Below are 19,179 nucleotides of genomic sequence, written 5' to 3'. Positions count from 1 at the left end.
AGATCGAACCTCGCAAAGTTGAGGTTTCGTCAATGCGCCAAACCATTGCCCCCGCCAAGGCGGCAGGTCGTTTACGGACCGACGTCGGCGCCCGGGACTTTCGCGCGCGGCTTGGCTGCCTTTCGTTCATAGCCGAGCGCGGCCGCGACATCGTTGTCCCAGCCATAGGCGTCGTCCACGAACCGCACCTTGCCGTCGCTGCCGACGAACGCCGTATGGTAGAGCAGCCGCACCGGGATTTCCGACTTGAGCTTCACGAAGGTTTCGTCGCCGGTAGCAAGCGCCTTGTTGAATTGATCGAGGATGCCGTTCTGCTCGGCCAGCATCCGCGCGAACCCAAGCGCGTTTTCGACGCGCACGCAGCCATGGCTCCGGTGCCGCTCATTCTGGCCGAACAGCGCCTTGGCGGGCGTGTCGTGAAGATAGATCGCCTCTCCGTTCTTCATGTCGAACTTGACCTCGCCGAGCGAATTGTTCGGCCCCGGTTCTTGGACGATGCGCCCGTTTTTGCGGGTCATGTTGTTCTTGCGGAAATAGGCGTCGCTCTTGCCCGCCAATTCCTCTTCGGCGATCGAGTCCGGGACGGTCCAAGTCGGGTTGGCGACCAGCTGGAACATGGGCGAGCCAAGCTGCGGGGTTTCCTTGCCCGGCTCACCGACGACCACCTTGCGCTGGTCCACATGCTGCCCGTCGCGCCAATAATCGAGGGTCGTCGCAGCCGTATTGACGTCGATCCTGGTCGCGGGCGGAGTCCGCTCGAGCCAGCGTAGCCGCTCGAGCGCGACTGCAAGCTGGCGGGCGCGGTCCTTGGCGCTGGTGTTGACGGCCTTGAGCGTGTCGTTGCCGATGACGCCGTCGGGCTTCAGGCCGAAATCCTGCTGCATCCGCTTCACCGCTGCGGCCACTGCCGGCGTGTAGCTATCCGGCGCTGCGGCCGCCTGCCCGCCTTGGGCAGCTGCGGGCCGGTTCGTGGCGCCTGTCGCCTCCGGCGTCTGCGGCTCGGCTTCGAGGTAGCCGCCGGCCTTCAGGGCCGCGACCACTGCTGGCACGCGCGGATCCTTGACGCCTGGCTTCAGCGGCTCGCCTGGCTGGATGTTGGTATCGGGCGTTTTCGAAGCGAGGTCCGCATAGTGGACGAACGCTCGGGACAGCGTTTGATACTCGGGCGTCTGCGGGGCCAGGGAGGCGAGCCACTCGCCGACCTTGCCTTCCGACATCGCCTTGTCGAACCCGGCCTGCACGTCCACCTTCGGCCGTGCCACGGTATAGACTTCCGCGGTCGACTTGGGATCGACCTTGCCCTGCGCGAGGGCCGAAGCGAGCTTGACCACCGCATCGCGCAGGTCGCTTTCGCTGGCGGAACCGAGATCGCCCTTGAAAAACAGGTCGGTGGTCAGGCCGTGCTGGATGCTGGACTTCAGTGCGTCGCGAAGCTGCTGCTGGACGCGTTCGCCGCCGGGGGAGCCGGACTCACCCTGGTCGCCGCCGTTGAATTTGATTGGACTGTTGTCGCATCCGGACAGGGCCAGGACGGCGGCGGAAATCATCAAGGCTTTACGAAACAACGCTACACTCCTCGCGGTTTCGTAAGAGAACACGCGGGAACCGCATCACGATCCATCGGCGCCGCCGAAAGCGTGGATTAACTGGCCATCCGCTTGGTCGAAAGGCCGATCACCATCTGGTTTGCCCGCTCATAGGAAAGCGGCCGGCCGAACAGGTAACCCTGGATGGTGTCGCACCCGAGGTCGCGCATGCGTTCGAAGTCCTCGGCGGTTTCGACACCTTCCGCGGTGACCGACATGCGGAAGCTCTTGGCCAGCTGGACGATCGACTGGATGATGGCGATGTTTTCCGACCGGGTGCCCGCTTCGCGAACGAAGCTGCCGTCGATCTTCAGCTTGTGGAAGATCGCCTTGTTCAAATAGCCGATTGAAGAATAGCCGGTTCCAAAGTCGTCGAGGGCAATGCCCACGCCGAGCGTCCGAAGCCGACGAAGCACGTCGAGGGTCGGCCCATTGTCGCCGAGGAAGACGCCTTCGGTCACTTCCAGCTCCAGCCGGTTCGCCTGCACGCGGTGGCGGGCGAGCGCCTCGCTGACCGTGTTGGGCAGCGCCGGTAGGACGATCTGCTTGGGGCTGACGTTCAGCGCGACGCTGATGGAATCGGGCCACGTTGCTGCGGCCCGGCAGGATTCCTCGATCACCCAGTCGCCGATCGCATTCATCATGCCGATTTCCTCGGCCACCGGGATGAAGACGTTGGGCGGAACGAGCCCGCGGTTCGGGTGATTCCAGCGAAGCAGGGCTTCGAAGCCGACCAGCTTTTGCGACTTGGCGTTGATCAGCGGCTGGAAAACGAGGTGGAACTGCTTGGCCGCAAGCGCGGAGCGCAGGTCGCTTTCGAGGCGGACGCGATCTTCCTGTTCGGACTGAAGTTCGGACGAGAAGTAGCGGGCCACGCCGCGGCCGGCGTCCTTGGCTTGGTACAGCGCAAGGTCGGCCTTGAGGATCAGGTCGTCGACCGTGGCGCCGTCGATGGGGCCGAACGCGCAGCCGATCGACACGCCGATGGTAATTTCGGTGCCTTCGATCAAGTACGGCTCCTTGATCGCGGCGATGATCCGGTCGGACATCTGCTCGACCAGTTTTCGGCTTTGCGCATCGGTGACGACGATGGCGAACTCGTCACCGCCCATGCGGCCGACATGGCCGTCGTTCCCGACCTGGTCCATCAGCCTTTTGGCCACCGCGCGCAGGACGGCGTCGCCCTTCGGGTGGCCAAAGGTGTCGTTGACCGGCTTGAAGCCGTCGAGGTCGAGGAAGAGGATCGCGCACGGCACGTTGCCGGCGGTGGCCGCCCGAAGGGCGTCACCCAAAAGCTGGCGGACTCGGCCGCGGTTCGGCAAGCCCGAAAGCACGTCCATGTTGGCCAGGTGCGTCAGCCGCTCCTGCGTCTGCCGGATCTCGGTGATGTCCGAGCCGACGCCGCGGAAACCCTCGAAGCGGCCGGCGGTATCGATGATCGGATCGCCGGCGATCGAAATCCAGCGCGGCCCGCGCGCGGTCTCCAGCTCCATTTCAAGCTGGTTGAACGCCTGCTTGTCGAGAAGCTTGCGGCCGAGCTCGGCATTGCCGCCAAGCAGCGACGGAAGCGAATGGCCAAGCAGCTGGTTCGCAGGCCGGCCGAGCAGCGCCGTCATTCGCGACGAGATGTAAGTCACACGGTTTTCGCTATCGACCTGCCACAGCCAGCCGACGCCGCGCTGCTCATATTCCTGCAGCAGCAACGACGCGCTTTCGCTTTGCGAGCCGACGTCGGCATTGGTCTTCATCTGCGTAAAGGCCCAGCGCGCGACCGCCAGCACGCCGAAGATGGCGACCCCAAGCGTGAACAGGATCGACAGCATATGTTCGAACGGCACGCTGTTGCGGCCGATTAGCAACACGGCGCAAATGCCGCCGGTAAAGGCGGCCATCCACGCGACGACGCAGGGGAGGAAGACAATCAGGCCCAGCGCCGCGATCCCAAGCCCGGCCATGATAGAGGCGCTGATGACCTGGCCAGCCAGGGGCAGCGAATGGAACAGGTAAAGCGGAAGCGACAGCCAGACAGCGGCGCGAACGCCGACTTCGCCGATCAGCAGCCAGTCCGGAACGCGCCGGCCGGAACGCCCGACGTGGGTAATCGCCTGGGTGCGGGCGATCTGCATCGCCACAAGGTTCACGGCGGCGACCGCGGCGGTCCAGCCGAACAGCCATGCGATTTCGGCCTGGCCCCAAAGGGCAGCGACCATCATCGCCGACGCCACGACATTGGCCGCTGCGAAGAACGGCGCGAGCTGGGCGCGAGCCATCAGCTGCGAGTCACGCAACGGCGATGCTGCCGCTTCGGCTTCCTTCGCTGAAAACGCCAGCGATCCGCCATCCGGCAGGCGTGCCGAGATCATCCGCTTATAACGGTCAGGGGCTTCGTACATCCGCGTCCCGCTCTTCCTATTCCCGGTCGACTAGAGGAAGAGAGTTGAGACGCGGTTAAGACTGACCTTCCGTTATAGCTTCAATTCGTCGAGCCCGCGCGCGGTGATCGGGTGATAGAGCGGCCGCGCAACCCGGTAGACCCGCGAAGCGATCGGCCGGCCCCAAGCGCTGTCCTTGGCCAGCGCCTTGATCAGCGGCGCCACGAACTTACGGCGTCCCTGGGTGGTGAGGAAACGCTCGAGGGCCGGGACCGCGGCGCCGTAGCGGTTGGCAACGGCAAGGCTGAGCCAGGCGAACAGCACTTCATTGTTCCCGGTTTCCGACAGAGACAGCGCCCGGTCGAGCGCGCCAAGGCGCTGCTTGGTAATCTTGCGCGGCAGCCGGTTGACGAAGCGCAGGCGCTCGTCGGTGTTCCAGCTCGCCCAGAGCTGCGACGGGATCGTGCCATTCGACGCAAAGCGCGACACCGCGGCATCGACGTTCGCGAACGCTGCGGGGTCGGGCCTGACCAGGTTCGACGGCAGCCCGGGCTCGTAAACCCATGCGTCGAGCATCAGCTTTTGCTCCAGCGCAGCGTCGCCCCGCACCAGGTTCTGCCGAATGTCGGCAAGGAAGATCGCCGACGTCACCGGCTCGAAACGGTGCCACCCGAACCAGCCTTTCAGCCAGGCATCGAAGCGCTCGCGCCCGGCGACATGCTCGATCGTGCGCAGGAAGGCAGCGCCCTTTTCATAAGCGACATCGGTCAGGCCATCGTCCGGGTGGCGGCCCTTCAAGTCGATGTGAAGCCGCGAATCCGGCGCCTTCATGCCGCCCGCGTCGTCGATCGCCGTCATCATCGCATCGAAGCCGTTGGCATATTGCTGCGCCGCGAGTTTCGGGCCGTAAAGCGATTCGACGATCCGATAGGTGGCGTAAGTCGTCATCCCCTCGTTCAGCCAGAAGTCGGCCCAGGTCGCGTTGGTGGCGAGATTTCCCGACCAACTGTGCGCAAGTTCGTGCGCAACCAGGCTGACGAGGCTCTTGTCGCCGGCAATGAAGGTTGGCGTCAGGAAGGTGAGCGTCGGGTTTTCCATCCCCCCAAACGGGAAGGACGGCGGCAGGACGAGCAGATCGTAGCGGCCCCACAGATAGGGCCCGTAGAGCGCTTCGGCAGCCGCGATCATCTTTTCGGTGTCTTCAAGCTCGCGGGCGGCCGCGGCGATCGTCGACGGTTCCGTCCAGACGCCGGAACGCGGGCCGAGCGACTGGAAGCGGACATCGCCGACGGCAATCGCGATCATGTAGGGCGCCACGCTGTGCGGCATCCGGAAGCTGTAGGTGACATGGCCGGGGTCCCGCTCGTTCGAACGTCCGGGACCAGCCGATGGCGCGCTCATCACCGCCACCAGCCCGGTCGGAACGGTAATCCGCGCCTCCCAGCTCTGGCGGACGCCAGGTGAATCCTGGGTCGGGATCCAGCTCCGGTTCTCGATCGCCTGCCCCTGGCTGAACAGATACGGCAAACGCTTGCCCGCGGTCTGCTGCGGGGTCAGCCACTGGAGCGCCCCGGCGTCGGAGGCCGACGCATAGCGAATGACGATCCGGCGGGTGTCCGGCCGAAGGGCGATCGCCAGCGGCGAGCCGAGCTGGGGATCCGAAGTCCCGACGCTATACTGGAGCGGCGCACCGGACCCATCGACGATCGACTGGATCTCAAGACCGCGATCGTCGAGCACGATTTCCCGCGCGTCGGGCCGGCGGACGATATCCAGCGCCGCAGTCCCCGACAGGCGCCTGGTTTCGAAGTCGACCGCCAGGTCCAGGCTCACATGCGTGACCCGCGCTTCCAGCGGCCGCGCATAGGAGTGAATGTCGACCGCGTCGGCGGTGGCGAGCACCGGGGCGATGGGTGCGGCCGCGACCGGCGACGGCTGCGGCGTCATCGATGCAAGGTTGGGGGCCACGGACTGGCATGAGGCGAGGGCGGCAGCAGCGGCTGTCGCAAGCAGGAGGCGTAAGCTGGACATGGCCCAAGCTCCTGCACGGGATACGGGTGTCTCGCAATGGCCAAGCCTCCGGCCTATATCGATCGCGATGGCGACCGACAGCGTAGCTTTGACGCAGCCCGATCGACCCGAGCGCCGCCGGTCGGAGACGCCGCGCGTCAATTCGCCGGCGCGCCCGATCCTTGAAGGCGTTGGGCTCGACGCCCCCTTCTTCCAGGACAAGAACCGCGCCTTCTGGTTCCTCCAGGGGTTCGGCTGGAGCGGTTATTTCATCCTCCGTTCGCTGTCCGGCTTCGCCAACAGCATGGGCGCGATGTGGCTTGTCCACACCGCGCTGCTGACCGCCACCGGCTATTCGTTGACCTTGCTGATGGGCGCGCTGTTCCGCCGGCTGATCAAGATGCGGGTGATCTGGACCGCGGTGCTTTCGCTGATCGCGGTGGTGCTCGCCTCGACCATCTTTTCGGTGATCGAAACGTGGAGCTACGCGACCTTCCTGAAGCCGGATTCCCGGCCGATGGGCTTCGAGTATCTCGGCGCGATCCTGCTCAATTTCTCGCTGCTCGCCGCCTGGACGGCGCTTTATTACGGAATCAATTATTACATCCTGCTGGAAGAGCAGATCCACCAGCGGGAGCGGCTGGAAAGTCAGGCGTCGTCGGCGCAGTTGGCGATGCTCCGCTATCAGCTCAACCCACACTTCCTGTTCAACACGCTCAATTCGATTTCGACGCTGGTGCTGCTCAAGCAGACGGAGCGGGCCAACGCGATGCTGGCGCGCCTGTCGTCCTTCCTGCGCTACACCCTGGCCAATGAATCGACGGCGAAAGTGACGCTCGCCCAAGAGGTCGAGACGCTAAAGCTCTACCTCGAGATCGAAAAGATGCGGTTCGAGGATCGGCTCCGCCCGCATTTCAAGATCGAGTCCGAGACGATCGGCGCTCGCCTGCCGTCGCTGTTGCTGCAGCCGCTGATCGAAAATGCGATCAAATATGCGGTCACCCCAAGCGAAGTCGGCGCCGACATCTGGCTGACGGCGCGGCGTGAAGCGCAGTCCGTTCGGATCGAGGTTGCCGACAATGGCAACGGCGAAGGCGCGGACCTTGCAGCGACCCCATCGACCGGCGTCGGCCTTGCCAACATCCGCGAGCGGCTGGCCCAGGCCTATGGAAATTCACACGCGTTTACGACGCGGAAGAACGAACATGGGGGTTTCAGCGTTGTCGTAGAAATTCCCTACGAGAGCGGAGACAAGGACTGATGAGCATCCGGACCATTTTGGTCGATGACGAACCGCTTGCCACACAGGGGCTTCGGCTCCGACTGGAAGCCCATGACGACGTCGAGGTGATCGGCACCGCGGCCAATGGGCGCGAAGCGATCCGCGCGATCAAGACCGACAAGCCCGACCTCGTCTTCCTCGACATCCAGATGCCGGGCTTTGACGGATTTTCGGTCATCCAGGGTCTGATGGAGGTCGAGCCGCCCCTGTTCGTCTTCGTCACTGCTTACGGCGACCACGCGCTTCGCGCCTTCGATGCGCAGGCCGTCGATTATCTGATGAAGCCGGTGGACGAAGACCGACTCGCCTCATGCCTCGACCGGGTGCGGCTGCGCCTGCAGGAAAAGCGGAGCGCGGAGGAAGCCGGCCGGCTCAAGGAAGCGCTTGCGGAACACGCCCCCGAAGCAGCGGAAGAAATGGCCGATGGCGAGCCCGAGGCGCACGCATCGAACCGCTTCGAGAAAATGATCAACATCAAGGACCAGGGGCAGATCTTCCGCGTCGACGTGGACACGATCGAGCGGATCGATGCCGCCGGCGATTACATGTGCATCCAGACCGGCGACAACACGCTGATCCTTCGCGAAACGATGAAGGACCTGGAAAAGCGCCTCGATCCGAGGCGGTTCCAGCGCGTTCACCGCTCGACCATCGTTAATCTCGACCTGGTCCGGCAAGTGAAGCCGCATACCAATGGCGAATGCTTCCTGGTGCTGGACTCCGGCGCGCAAGTGAAAGTCAGCCGAAGCTATCGCGACGTCGTCGCGCGGTTCGTCCACTAAGCCGTTTGCCGCAGCGCGGGCCGCGCTGCTACAAGCGCCCGATGATCCAACTCCGCTGGCTTGCCGCCGTCTCCGCCGTCGCGCTTTCTGCTTGCTCGACCGTCACGCCACCGCCTGCCCCAATGCTGGTTGCGACGCCGCCGGTCACCCTCGTCGAGCCGGCCGTCCCAGCCGGTCCGCTCGACCCTGTCGCGCATGAGACCGACGGCCTGGCCAAGCTCGCGCCGATTCAGATGGCCACGGACATCGGTTTCCTCACCGCCGAGGAGCGGCAAGTGGTCAACCTGCTCAACCAGGCCGCCAACCTGATGAGCGAAATCTACTTGCGACAGGTTTTCGCCCCCAATCCGGAAGTGCGCGCCCAGATCGCGGCCAGCAACCTGCCCAACCGGGCGGAATTGCTGCAGAAATTCGACGCCTTCTTTGGGCCGTGGGATCCGATCGATGAGGACAAGCCCTTTTTCGGCAACCTGCCGCGCCCGGCCGGGGCCGGTTTCTACCCGGCCGACCTGACCAAGGAGCAGTTCGAAGCCTATGTCGCCGCCCACCCGGCGGAGGCGGATGCGCTCAACAGCGGCTATACGGTCATCCGGCGGGACGGCGACCGCTTGGTGACCATCCCCTATTCCATTGCCTACAAGCAATGGCTGGAGCCCGCCGCGCAACTGCTCGAACAGGCGGCCGCGATCACCAGCAATGCCAGCTTGAAGAAGTTCCTGTCGCTGCGCGCGCAGTCGTTCCGAACCGACGACTATTTCCAGTCGGAACTGGCCTGGATGGACGTCAAGGACACGCCGATCGAAGTCGCGATCGGGCCGTACGAAACCTACACCGACACGCTCTACGGCCGCAAAACCGCGTTCGAGGCGTTCGTCACGCTGCGCAATCCCAAGGAGAGCGCGGCGCTCGACGTTTACAAGGGCGAACTTCGGGCGATGGAGGGCAACCTTCCGGTCGAAGCCAAATACAAAAATTTCAAGCGCGGCTTTGAATCGCCGATCTCGGTCGTCGACCAGATCCACGGCGGCGGCGACAATGTCCCGGGCGTCCAGACCATCGCCTTCAACCTGCCCAACGACGAGCGGGTGCGCGAGGCCAAGGGCGCGAAGAAGGTCATCCTCGAAAACGTGCTCGGCGCGAAATATGAGCGCATCCTCAAGCCGATGGCGACGCTGGCGCTGGTCCCGGCGGACGCCGCCCATGTCACGCGACGCTACATGTTCCTGGAAACCCTGTTCCACGAGCTGTCGCACAGCCTCGGGCCGGGCAGCATCGTCGTCGATGGCCGGCAGACCACCGTCGACAAGGAACTGAAGGACATCGGCAGCGGCTTCGAGGAAGCCAAGGCGGACGTCATGGGCGCCTACAACGTCATGTTCATGATGGACAAAGGCATCTTGCCCAAGGCCGAGCGCAGCCAGATCCGCGCAACCTATGTCGCGGGCCTGTTCCGGGCGATGCGGTTCGGCGCCAACGAGGCCCACGGCAAGGGCGCGGCGATGCAATATCAGTATCTGCGTAATCACGGCGGCATCGTCTGGGACGAAGCCGCCAAGCGCTTCCGCATCGATCCGACCAAGCTCGATTCCGGAATCCGCACCCTGGTTGGAGGCATCGTCCGGCTGCAGGGCAACGGCGACTATCCGGGCACCAAGGCGTTCCTCGACAAATGGGCGGTGATCGATCCCCAGGCGCAGTCGGTAATCGACAGCATGGCGGCGATCCCGACCGACGTTCGGCCGATCTACCCCGACCGGGTCTGACCTGATTTACTTGTTGTCGTCGAACGGCGCTTGCGGGTCGGTGAACCAGACCCGCAGGATCGCGCCGTTGACCACCTCGTAAGTCGCGCCGGCGTGCATCGGCGGCTTGTTGCTGCCGTCGGTGCAGACCTCCTGGTCGGTGACGAACCTACCTTCGACGATGCGATTGGCGACCCGGCAATGCACTTGCGGGTATTTGGCAAATAGCTTGCCATAGACTTCCCGCATCGTCGCCTTGCCGGACATGCTCGGCTTCGTGTGCGGCAAGTCGAAGATTTGAGCTTCGTCGGCATACGTACCGAGGAAACCGTCCAGGTCGTGCGCATTGTACCGTTCCAGCTGCCGCTGCACGACGCTTTCGGGGGTGTCGGGCAACAACGTGGCCGGATCGATCGCCTTGCCGCGTGACCAGACGGTCGCGATCTTCTGCAAGTTGGCGACGTCGGCGAGCGGGTCGGCGTCGAGCACCAGCACGTCGGCGCGATAGCCGGGCCTGATCAGCCCGATGTCAGGCTTGCTGGCATAGACGAACCCAGCGTCACGCGTTGCTGCGGTCAGAACCTGCGCCGGCGTGAGCCCGGCCGTCGACAGCAACTGGAGCTCGCGATGAATGGCCGGCCCGTGCAACGTGCCGATATTTCCGGCATCGGTGCCGGCGGCCACCCGGACCCCCGAATCAACCAGTGTCTTGGCATTGACCAGGATCTGCTTGATGCTGCTCGGCGGAAGCAGGCCCGCAACCTTCTCCGCAAAGGCTGCCGGAATTTCGTAAAGCGACTGGATGATAACTGGGTCGCCCAGCTTGCGCTCGATCGGCAGCAGTTCCGGCCGCCCCTTGAAGGCGTCGCCATAGCCCTCTCCGACCACAGCGGTCGTCACGTAAACGTGATTGCCGGCCTTGAGGTCGCCGATGAATTTGGGCGTGAGGGCGGCATCGTCGACGCTGTGCACCAGGATGTCGGCGCCACCGTCCAGCGCCGCCTGCGCGTTTAAAAGCTCAGTCGCATGCACCGCTACGCGGACGCCGGCGGGATGGGCGACTGCGACGACCGCGCGAGTGATGTCGCGAAGCTTCGCAGCACCGCTTGCGCCGGACCCAATGCCCCAAATCTTGATCAGCTCAGGTTTGTAGGCGAGCTGCGCCCGCGCCAGGCGCTGCGCTTCCTCGACATTGGCGGCGGAAATGATCGGCCGGTCGTCGACGCCAAGGTGCTTTTGCGGTTCGGTGGGTTCGGTCGCGATCAGCGGTCCGGCGACCGCCACGCGCGGCGCTCGTCCGCTCGCCATCGCGCGACGCCGCACTTCGAAATTCCATAACGGGCCGCCGGCATCGACGACGGTGGTGACGCCGCTGGCTAGGTAGCGGGCGAAGGTTTCGTCGAGCCGCGCCTTCGACCGCTCGATATCCTTGGCGTAAGGCACGACCTTGGTGAGGTCGACCCCATCGGGACGCGTGTACAGCCCGCCCGATTGGAAGAAATGCACGTGCGCGTCGATGAGGCCAGGGGTCAGCCACTTGCCCGACACATCGACGCGTGTTGCGCCCTTGGGTATCGCGACGGTCGAGCGCGGCCCGGTGGCGAGGATCCTGTCGCCCTGCAGCAGGATAACGCCGTCCTTGATCGCCGCACCGCCATTGCCGTCGACGATGGTGCCGCCGACGAGCGCCGTCACCTGCGGCGCCGCGGTTGCCGCCGGTGCAGCGATACCCGCTAGGATCGCCCAAAGCAGAATGCGCTTCATTGTCCGCCCTCCCCCAATTGACGTCATTAAGCATCATCCGGGCTTACCCGGCTAGAGGCCAATGTCTTCGCCTTCGCGCAGGTGCTAATAGCCGGCCTCGGTTCGCAGGAGACCCACATGACAAGCAAGTTCGAGACATTCGCGACGCTGCACGTGCCCGGCGACCCGGTCGTGCTTTACAACATTTGGGACGTCGGCAGCGCGCTTGCCGTGGTCGAAGCGGGCGCGAAGGCGCTTGCGACCGGAAGCCATCCCGTCGCCGACGCCAACGGCTTTGCCGATGGGGAGCAGGTGCCGATCGATTTTGCCTTGGCGAATGCGAAGCGGATCGTTGACGCAGTCGCGCTTCCGGTAACGATCGACTTCGAAGGCGCTTATTCAACGGATCCGGAGGAGGGCGGGCGCAATGTCGCCCGTCTCGCCGCTACCGGCGCAGTCGGCTGCAACTTCGAAGACCAGGTTATCGGCGGCGAAGGGCTTCACCCGCTCGACCTGCAATGCCGCAGGATCGAGGCCATCCGGAGCGCCGTTGGCGAGTCGTTCTTCATCAACGCGCGCACGGACCTGTTGCTGAAGACGCAGGACCATGGCGATGCGGTGATCGATCAGGTCATCGAACGCGGCAAGGCCTTCGCCGGTGCCGGCGCAAACGGCTTCTTCGTCCCGCGCCTCGCCGACCCGCGCCAGATCGAGCGCATCGTTCGCGAGGTGCCGTTACCGCTCAACGTCATCGCCTTCCCCGGCGCGCCTTCAAAGTCCGAATGGGCCAGCGCCGGCGTCGCCCGCATCAGCCACGGCCCGTTCCCGCACAAGGCACTGATGAAGCAGCTCCAGGACGCTGCCCGCGCGGCGATCGTTTAGACCCGGGCCCTTCGCCACCACTTGCGTCGCACCGCGCCGGATTTCAGCACGTTGCGGCGGAACAGGCGGGCCGCGAACATCAGGATCGCGGCGACGCACAGCAATTGCCAGGCAAGCGCAGCCACGTGGGGAAGCAGCCCGGGCAGCTCGGCCGCACGCCCAAGCATGACGTAGGGAGAGGACAGCGGGAACAGCGTCGCGGCGAGCGCCAGCGTGCTGTCCGGCTGGCCGACGGTCGCCGATGCAAGGGCGAAGATCAGCACTTGCGCCATCGTCACCGGCATCGACAGTGTCTGCACTTCGCGGACGCTGTTCGCTTGCGCGCCAATGCCCAGGAAGACGGAGCCGAGCAGCAAGTAACTCATCGCAAAATAGGTCAGCGCCAGCACCGCGAAGACGCTCCAGCCGACTGCCGGCGCCGGAATCGCCGCGAAGCCCTTGGCCGAGAAGATGGCGATCGCGAGCGCCCCAGCCGATCCCCAGACGGCGATGCCGACGAATGATGTCGCGAGCATTGCGAGCAGCTTGCCGAGGAAGATGGCGTCGACCGGGATTGCCGCGGCAAGTACCTCGATCACTTTGTTCGATTTCTCCTCGATCAGCTGCGACAGGGTCATCCCGGCAAGCAGGATGGTGAGGACGAACAGCAGGCCCTGCCCGACGCGCGCGGTCACTGCCCGCGCCGCGGTGACGCTGGCCTGCGAAGTGCCGGTGCTGGTGACTTGGACGGCGACCTTCGGCGGCGCCGGCTTGCGGGCGTTGGCGACGATCAGCCGCAGCTGGCTGGCGACGATGCCGTCGGGTGCGACGGCGCCGGTCAGCCGCGGTGCGGAGACGCCGCCTTCCAGTACCGCGACGATCGGCGGCTGATGCTGGCCGAGCAGCCGCTGCCGCAGTCCAGCCGAGTCGCCATCAGGGTCGAACCGCCGCAATTCGATCAGCCGAGCGCCCGCGAATGCAGACGCGGCTTCGCTGCGCGCTTGCTCCATCGCCGCGAACTCGGCGGGGGGCGCGACCACCGCGACGATCAGCCGCTCGGGCTTGGTATCGCCGCTGCCGATGCTGCCGAAGATGGCCCCGACTAGCACTGGGAACAGCGGGCCGATCAGGAACAGCAGGAAGGCGCGCGACATGACCGTCGCGGTGAAGTCGCGGCGGGCAATGACGAGGGCGGCGCGCAGCATTTCCACGCTCAGGCGGCCTGTTCCATTGCGACCGCCGCGGGATGACCGGCGATGGCGACGAAGGCGTCGTGCAACCCGGGCCGCTCGATCGCCAGCGTCTCTATCCCTGCTCCGTTGTCCAGCAGCGCCCGAAGCAAAGGCTCGGGCCCGCTTTCGGGCAGCTCGAAAATCCATTCCTTGCCCTCGCGGCGGGCATTGGCCGGAAACGCTCGGCGCCACGGGCCGTCCACTTCCCGGGTCCGCAGCCGGACGATCGGACGCAGCCGCGCGCGGGCCTCGTCGACGCTGCCTTCGAACGCGACCCTGCCGCTGGCGATTATGGCCACCCGCTCGCACAGCCGCTCGGCATGGGCGATGACGTGGGTCGAAAAGATGATCGTCGCGCCGCCGGCCGCCTCCGAGCGTATCAGCCGCTCGAGCTTGCCCTGGTTGATCGCATCGAGCCCGGAGAACGGTTCGTCGAGCACGATCAGGCGCGGGCGGTGGACCAGCGTGCCAAGCAGCTGGACGGTCTGCGCCATGCCCTTGGACAGTGTCCGGATCGGCTTGCGGCCCCAATCGCCGAGTCCGTGGTCGAGCAGCAGCTGGTCGCCGCGCCTCCGGGCTTCGGCAAGCGGCAGGCCACGCAGCGCGCCCATGAACGCGATCGCTTCGCGCGCCTGCATCGATGGGTACAGGCCCCGCTCCTCCGGCAGGTAACCGACCAGCTTCGCCGCATCGATCGGCCGCTTGTACCCGAGCACGGTCACTTCACCCCCGGACGGGTCGATGATCCCCAGCAGCATCCGCAAGGTCGTCGTTTTGCCCGCGCCGTTGGGTCCGAGCAGCCCGTAGATCGAGCCCGCGGGCACCGACAGGCTGACGCCGTCGACCGCCCGCGTTTCGGCGAAATCCTTGATGAGGCCCGTCGCCTCGACAGCGGTGCCGCTGGCCCCCATGGGCCGGCGTGGTAGAGTCGGCCCGGTAAATGGCAAGTTTAGAACAGGAAATTCGGGACAAGGCGCGCGAGCTCGGCTTCGTCGCATGCGGCTTCGCGCGCGCCGACGCCGTGCCCGAGGCCGGTGCGAACCTGCTCCGCTGGATCGAGGACGGCCGCCACGGCAGCATGGAATGGTTCGAAGCGCGCGCCCATCACCGCGTCGCCCCGACCGCGTTGTGGCCGGAAGCCCGGTCGGTCATCGCGCTGGGCATGAGCTATGCGCCGGACCGCGACCCGCGGGCACTGGCCAACCAGCCGTCGGCCGGCCGGATTTCGGTCTACGCGCAGGGCGGCGACTATCACAAGACGGTGAAAAAGGCGCTGAAGGCGCTCGGCCGCTGGCTCGCGGACCGCCACGGCGGCCAGCTCAAGGTCTTCGTCGATACCGCCCCGGTCATGGAAAAGCCGCTGAGCGCCGCCGCCGGCATCGGCTGGCAGGGCAAGCACACCAACCTCGTTTCACGCCAGCACGGCAGTTGGCTGTTCCTCGGCGTCGTCATGACCAGCCTTGAGCTGCAGCCGGACCAGCCGGCCCCGATCACTTGCGGCAGCTGCAGGCGTTGCCTCGATGCGTGCCCGACGAATGCCTTCGACGGCCCGCACCGCATCGATGCCCGCAAATGCATATCCTACCTGACGATCGAACATGCCGGGCCGATTCCGGAGGAAAATCGCGCCGCGATCGGCAACCGGATTTATGGCTGCGACGACTGCCTGGCCGTCTGCCCCTGGAACAGTTTCGCGACCAGCGCGGCGGCGAACCGCGCCTTCATCGGCAGGGAAGAATTGAAGGCGCCCCCGCTCGCTGACCTCCTCAAGCTCGACGATGCGGCCTTCCGGGCGATGTTTTCGGGATCTCCGATCAAGCGGATTGGCGTCAACCGGATGATCCGCAATTGCCTGGTTGCGGCGGGAAACAGCGGCGATGGGGCGTTGATCGAGGCGGTCCGTCCCCACCTGCAAAGCGAAGACCCGGTGGTCGCCGATGCCGCAACGTGGGCAATGGCCGCGCTTCAGGGCCCTTCGAAGGAGTGCAGGCAGGCACCCTGGTCAACCGACGCCAGCGAGCGGTTGCGCGCGTCGACATAGGTCACGCGAAGCGGCGCCGCAGCGCCGGGCGGCGGATAGAGGTAGGCGTCGAGCACGCATTCGGCATTGCGGAACTGCAGCTTGAGGCTGCTCCCTTCGCGGATCTGGAGTGCCGGGGAGCCGAGCTGCTGGACCAGTTCCTGCGGAGTCAGGCCGATGATCGGGCCATGCACGTGCTGCGATGACGGGGAAGGCTGCGGCTGCGGCCCCGACACCGGGGGCCGGGAAGCGCAGGCGGAAAGCATAAGGGAAACGAGGGCAACGAGGAGGAAACGCATCGCCGGACCATGGCCGGAGCCATGCTGGGAGGCAAGGTTGCGATAGCGCGCCGCGCCAGCTAGGCGGCCGCCTTCCCTTTCCCGGAGATCCGAATGCCCGACAAACGCCTGGACGTGCTCGCCATCGGCAACGCCATCGTCGATGTGATCGCCGATTCCAGCGACGCCTTCATCGCCGAGCAAGGGCTCGACAAGGGCGGCATGCGGCTGATCGACGAGGCCGAGGCCGAGCGCCTGTATGGCGCCATGGGCCCGGGCCGCGAACTGAGCGGCGGGTCGGCCGGGAACACGGCGGCTGGCGTCGCGGCGCTTGGATTAAGGGCGGGCTTCATCGGCCAGGTCGCCGACGACCAGCTTGGCGCCATTTATCGCCACGACATTCGCAGCCTGGGGGTCGAATTCGATACGCCGGCGCGGTCCGATGTCGGGGCGACCGCCCGCTCGCTGATCCTGGTTACGCCCGACGCGCAGCGGACGATGAACACCTTCCTCGGCGCGGCGCAGCGGCTCGATTCCTCGTCGGTCCCCGCCGACCTGATCGCGTCGGCGCAGATCCTCTACGTCGAAGGCTATCTGTGGGACCCGGAGGAACCGCGCGCCGCGATCGAGCAGGCGTTCGACCATGCGCGTGCAGCCGGGACCAGGATTGCCTTCACCCTGTCCGACAGCTTCTGCATCAGCCGTCACCGCGCCGATTTCCTGCGCCTGATCGATGACGGGCGGATCGACATCCTGTTCGCCAATGAGGCGGAAATCACCGAGCTTGCGGGGGTCGCCGACTTCGACGCCGCCGTCGACCAGACCGCGGCCAAGGTCCCGTTGCTGGTGGTCACGCGCAGCGAAAAGGGCGCGGTCGCCGTGCGCGGCGGCGAGCGCGCGTCGGTGAACGCCGAACCAATCGAGAAGCTGGTCGACACCACCGGCGCCGGCGACCTGTTCGCCGCCGGCTTCCTTGCCGGCGAAGCGCTCGGTAAGCCGCTCGAGCAATCTCTCCGGCTTGGCGCCATCGCCGCCGCCGAGGTTATCCAGCATTACGGCGCACGGCCGGAGCTGGACTTGGCCGCGCTGGCCAGCGACCTGTTGTCATAGAAAAAGGGCGGCGCCGTCGCCGGCACCGCCCCCTTCATTCGATTCACCGGACCTAGCGGCCGGCGTCTTCGCCGCCCACGCCCGCAACCGTGGGTTCCAGTTGGTCGACATAGTCTTCCGGAACCTCGATGATTCCACGACCCAGGTGGCTGTTGCGACGGCTGTAGAGGAAATAGATTACCAACCCGATCGCGCCCCAGATGGGCAGGACCAGCATGGCCGCCGTCGGCAAGTTGAAGAACAGGAACAGGCAGCCCAGGATCGTGAGCGGGCCGACGATGATCAGGCCCGGCACGGTGAATGCCCGCTTGCGGCCACCATCGGTGCGGCGAAGGACCATCACTGCAACCGCCACCATCAGGAAGGCGTAGAGCGTTCCGGCATTGGCGATGTCGGCAAGCTGGCCGACCGGAAGGAAGGCGGCGGCGACCGCCACGACTACACCGGTGATCGCGGTGATCACGTAAGGCGTCTTCCACTTCGGGTGCACCTTGCTCCAGCTTTCCGGAAGCAGGCCATCACGCGCCATCACGAAGAAGATCCGGGTCTGCCCAAACAGCAGGATCAGGATGACCGAAGGCAGCGCCAGGATCGCGGCGTAACCGACAGCGTTGCCGACCTTGCCGAAGCCGATCGTCCGAAGGACGTGGGCAAGCGCCTCGTTCGAGCAGACCAGCGCTTCCTTGAATTGCGGCATCGCGCATTGGCGGGCGAGTTCTTCGGAACCGGCCGGGAACGGGACCCCGTTGGGCCCCATGATCGGCTGGCCGCCGGTCGGCATCGCGCCGATCGCGCCGGCCGCAACCAGGATGTAGACGACGGTGCAGAACAGCAGCGAGCCGACCAGGCCGATCGGCACGTTGCGCTGCGGGTTCTTGGTTTCTTCGGCTGCCGTCGAAACCGCGTCGAAGCCGACGTAGGCGAAGAAGATCGTCGCCGCCGCGCCAACCGCGCCGACCCCGGTTCCGAAGCCGCCGAAGACACCGGCGGGAAGGAATGGATTGAAGTGCTCCATGTTCACGCGCGGCAGCGTCAGGGCGAGGAAGGCAGTCAGTGCTCCCAGCTTGATCGCAACCAGCACCGCATTGACCTTGGCGCTCTCGCTGGTGCCGATCATCAGCAACCAAGTGACGAGCAGAGCGATGACCATCGCCGGCAGGTTGATGAACCCGCCGGGAGCGCCGCCCAGGGCCAGCGGCCCGGCGGTCAGGTAGGCCGGCAAGGCTATCCCGAACGTTTCTTTGAGGATCGTCCCGGAGAAGAAGCCGGACCAGCCGACCGACACCGCCGAGGCGGCGATGGCATATTCAAGCACCAGCGCCCAGCCGACCGTCCAGGCGAGAAACTCGCCCATCGTCGCATAAGTGTAGGTGTAGGCGGACCCCGCGACCGGGATCATCGCCGCGATTTCGGCGTAACAAAGCGCGGCAACGATGCAGACCGCACCGGCAATGACGAATGCCAGCATCAGGCCCGGCCCCGCCTTCTGCGCGCCGGCAGCGGTCAGCACGAAGATGCCCGTGCCGATGATGCAGCCGATACCGAACAGGGTCAGCTGGATCGCCCCCAGCGATCGATGCAGCGACTTTCTTTCAGCGGTTGCGAGGATTGCGTCGAGTGGTTTGACGCGGCCGAATAGTCCTCCGCGCGGTGCTGATGTCGCCATTCAATGACCCCTTTATGGCGGTTGATTTTGCGCGGAGCCTAGCGGCTGCTTCTGACCGCGCAATCCCCCTTAGCGGGCAAGCATCGGGCCCAGGGGCTGGCCGCCAAAGATGTGGACGTGCAGGTGCGGAACCTCCTGCCCCGCGCGCTTGCCGGTATTGGCCAGCAACCGATATCCCTGCACGACCAACTGCTGCTCCCGCGCAACCTTGCCAATCGCCCGCACGAAGCCGGCCAATTCAGCATCGGACGCGCGCTCGCTGAAATCGTCCCACGAGACGTATTTTCCCTTCGGGACGACCAGCACATGGACGGCCGCCAGCGGGTTGATGTCATGGAAGGCGAGCGCGAACTCGTCTTCATAGACCTGCTTGCACGGCAGGTCCCCGCGCAGGATGCGGGCGAAAATGTTGTCGTCGTCATAAGGCTTGGTCGGATCGACGGGCATTCGACAGGACTCCGCTTGACCGGTGTGGCCTGCTCGTTACCACCGGAG

15 protein-coding genes are annotated in these 19,179 nt (G+C 65.5%); 6 read left to right on the top strand and 9 right to left on the bottom strand.

Annotated features, from left to right (window positions below; genetic code table 11):
* Positions 1–71: 71 nt before the first annotated feature.
* The 3 genes from G7078_RS03095 to G7078_RS03085 form a co-directional block, all read right to left on the bottom strand.
* Positions 72–1,565, bottom strand: a complete 1,494-nt coding sequence (locus G7078_RS03095; RefSeq protein WP_246166446.1) for a L,D-transpeptidase family protein — start codon at positions 1,563–1,565, stop codon at positions 72–74.
* Positions 1,566–1,642: 77 nt separating this feature from the next.
* Entirely contained in the window at positions 1,643–3,979 is a 2,337-nt protein-coding gene (locus G7078_RS03090) for a putative bifunctional diguanylate cyclase/phosphodiesterase (RefSeq protein WP_166092887.1), read from the bottom strand.
* 72 nt (positions 3,980–4,051) lie between these two features.
* Complete coding sequence (locus tag G7078_RS03085) at positions 4,052–5,989, bottom strand: M1 family metallopeptidase (protein ID WP_166092885.1); 1,938 nt, start codon at positions 5,987–5,989, stop codon at positions 4,052–4,054.
* Between the two features lie 67 nt (positions 5,990–6,056).
* Here G7078_RS03085 and G7078_RS03080 point away from each other — a divergent pair, with 67 nt between their 5' ends.
* The 3 genes from G7078_RS03080 to G7078_RS03070 are packed head-to-tail and all read left to right on the top strand — an operon-like array spanning position 6,057 to position 9,795.
* Complete coding sequence (locus tag G7078_RS03080) at positions 6,057–7,229, top strand: sensor histidine kinase (RefSeq protein ID WP_166092883.1); 1,173 nt, start codon at positions 6,057–6,059, stop codon at positions 7,227–7,229.
* Entirely contained in the window at positions 7,229–8,032 is an 804-nt protein-coding gene (locus tag G7078_RS03075) for a LytR/AlgR family response regulator transcription factor (protein ID WP_166092881.1), read from the top strand. The genes G7078_RS03080 and G7078_RS03075 overlap by 1 nt, the downstream gene beginning before the upstream one ends.
* A gap of 41 nt (positions 8,033–8,073) precedes the next feature.
* A complete protein-coding gene (locus G7078_RS03070) occupies positions 8,074–9,795 on the top strand; it encodes a dipeptidyl-peptidase 3 family protein (RefSeq protein WP_166092877.1) in 1,722 nt (573 codons plus the stop codon).
* Between the two features lie 6 nt (positions 9,796–9,801).
* On the opposite strand, the gene G7078_RS03065 is transcribed toward G7078_RS03070, so the two are convergent.
* On the bottom strand, positions 9,802–11,538 hold the full coding sequence (locus G7078_RS03065; protein WP_166092875.1) for an amidohydrolase family protein: 1,737 nt from the start codon (positions 11,536–11,538) through the stop codon (positions 9,802–9,804).
* 117 nt (positions 11,539–11,655) lie between these two features.
* Here G7078_RS03065 and G7078_RS03060 point away from each other — a divergent pair, with 117 nt between their 5' ends.
* A complete protein-coding gene (locus G7078_RS03060) occupies positions 11,656–12,399 on the top strand; it encodes an isocitrate lyase/PEP mutase family protein (protein WP_166092873.1) in 744 nt (247 codons plus the stop codon).
* Here G7078_RS03060 and G7078_RS03055 read toward each other — a convergent pair.
* Entirely contained in the window at positions 12,396–13,583 is a 1,188-nt protein-coding gene (locus tag G7078_RS03055; protein ID WP_166092871.1) for an ABC transporter permease, read from the bottom strand. The genes G7078_RS03060 and G7078_RS03055 overlap by 4 nt on opposite strands.
* 8 nt (positions 13,584–13,591) lie before the next feature.
* Positions 13,592–14,521, bottom strand: a complete 930-nt coding sequence (locus G7078_RS03050; RefSeq protein ID WP_166092869.1) for an ABC transporter ATP-binding protein — start codon at positions 14,519–14,521, stop codon at positions 13,592–13,594.
* Between the two features lie 29 nt (positions 14,522–14,550).
* On the opposite strand from G7078_RS03050, the gene queG reads away from it, so the two are divergent.
* On the top strand, positions 14,551–15,651 hold the full coding sequence (gene queG, locus G7078_RS03045) for a tRNA epoxyqueuosine(34) reductase QueG (protein ID WP_166092867.1): 1,101 nt from the start codon (positions 14,551–14,553) through the stop codon (positions 15,649–15,651).
* Here the strand turns inward: queG and G7078_RS03040 are convergent.
* Positions 15,576–15,824: a hypothetical protein gene (locus tag G7078_RS03040; protein ID WP_166092865.1), complete on the bottom strand. Its 249-nt coding sequence runs from the start codon at positions 15,822–15,824 to the stop codon at positions 15,576–15,578. The genes queG and G7078_RS03040 overlap by 76 nt on opposite strands.
* A gap of 198 nt (positions 15,825–16,022) precedes the next feature.
* Between G7078_RS03040 and G7078_RS03035 the strand changes: the two genes are divergently transcribed.
* Complete coding sequence (locus tag G7078_RS03035; protein WP_166092863.1) at positions 16,023–17,018, top strand: adenosine kinase; 996 nt, start codon at positions 16,023–16,025, stop codon at positions 17,016–17,018.
* A gap of 52 nt (positions 17,019–17,070) precedes the next feature.
* On the opposite strand, the gene G7078_RS03030 is transcribed toward G7078_RS03035, so the two are convergent.
* Entirely contained in the window at positions 17,071–18,684 is a 1,614-nt protein-coding gene (locus G7078_RS03030; protein WP_166092861.1) for an amino acid permease, read from the bottom strand.
* A 69-nt stretch (positions 18,685–18,753) separates the two neighbouring features.
* On the bottom strand, positions 18,754–19,131 hold the full coding sequence (locus tag G7078_RS03025; protein ID WP_166092859.1) for a histidine triad nucleotide-binding protein: 378 nt from the start codon (positions 19,129–19,131) through the stop codon (positions 18,754–18,756).
* Positions 19,132–19,179 lie beyond the last annotated feature (48 nt).

It is taken from the genome of Sphingomonas sinipercae (assembly GCF_011302055.1).
Lineage (GTDB): Bacteria > Pseudomonadota > Alphaproteobacteria > Sphingomonadales > Sphingomonadaceae > Sphingomicrobium > Sphingomicrobium sinipercae.
Note: the sequence above shows the minus strand (reverse complement) of the source record. Positions and strands in the feature narration are given on the sequence as shown.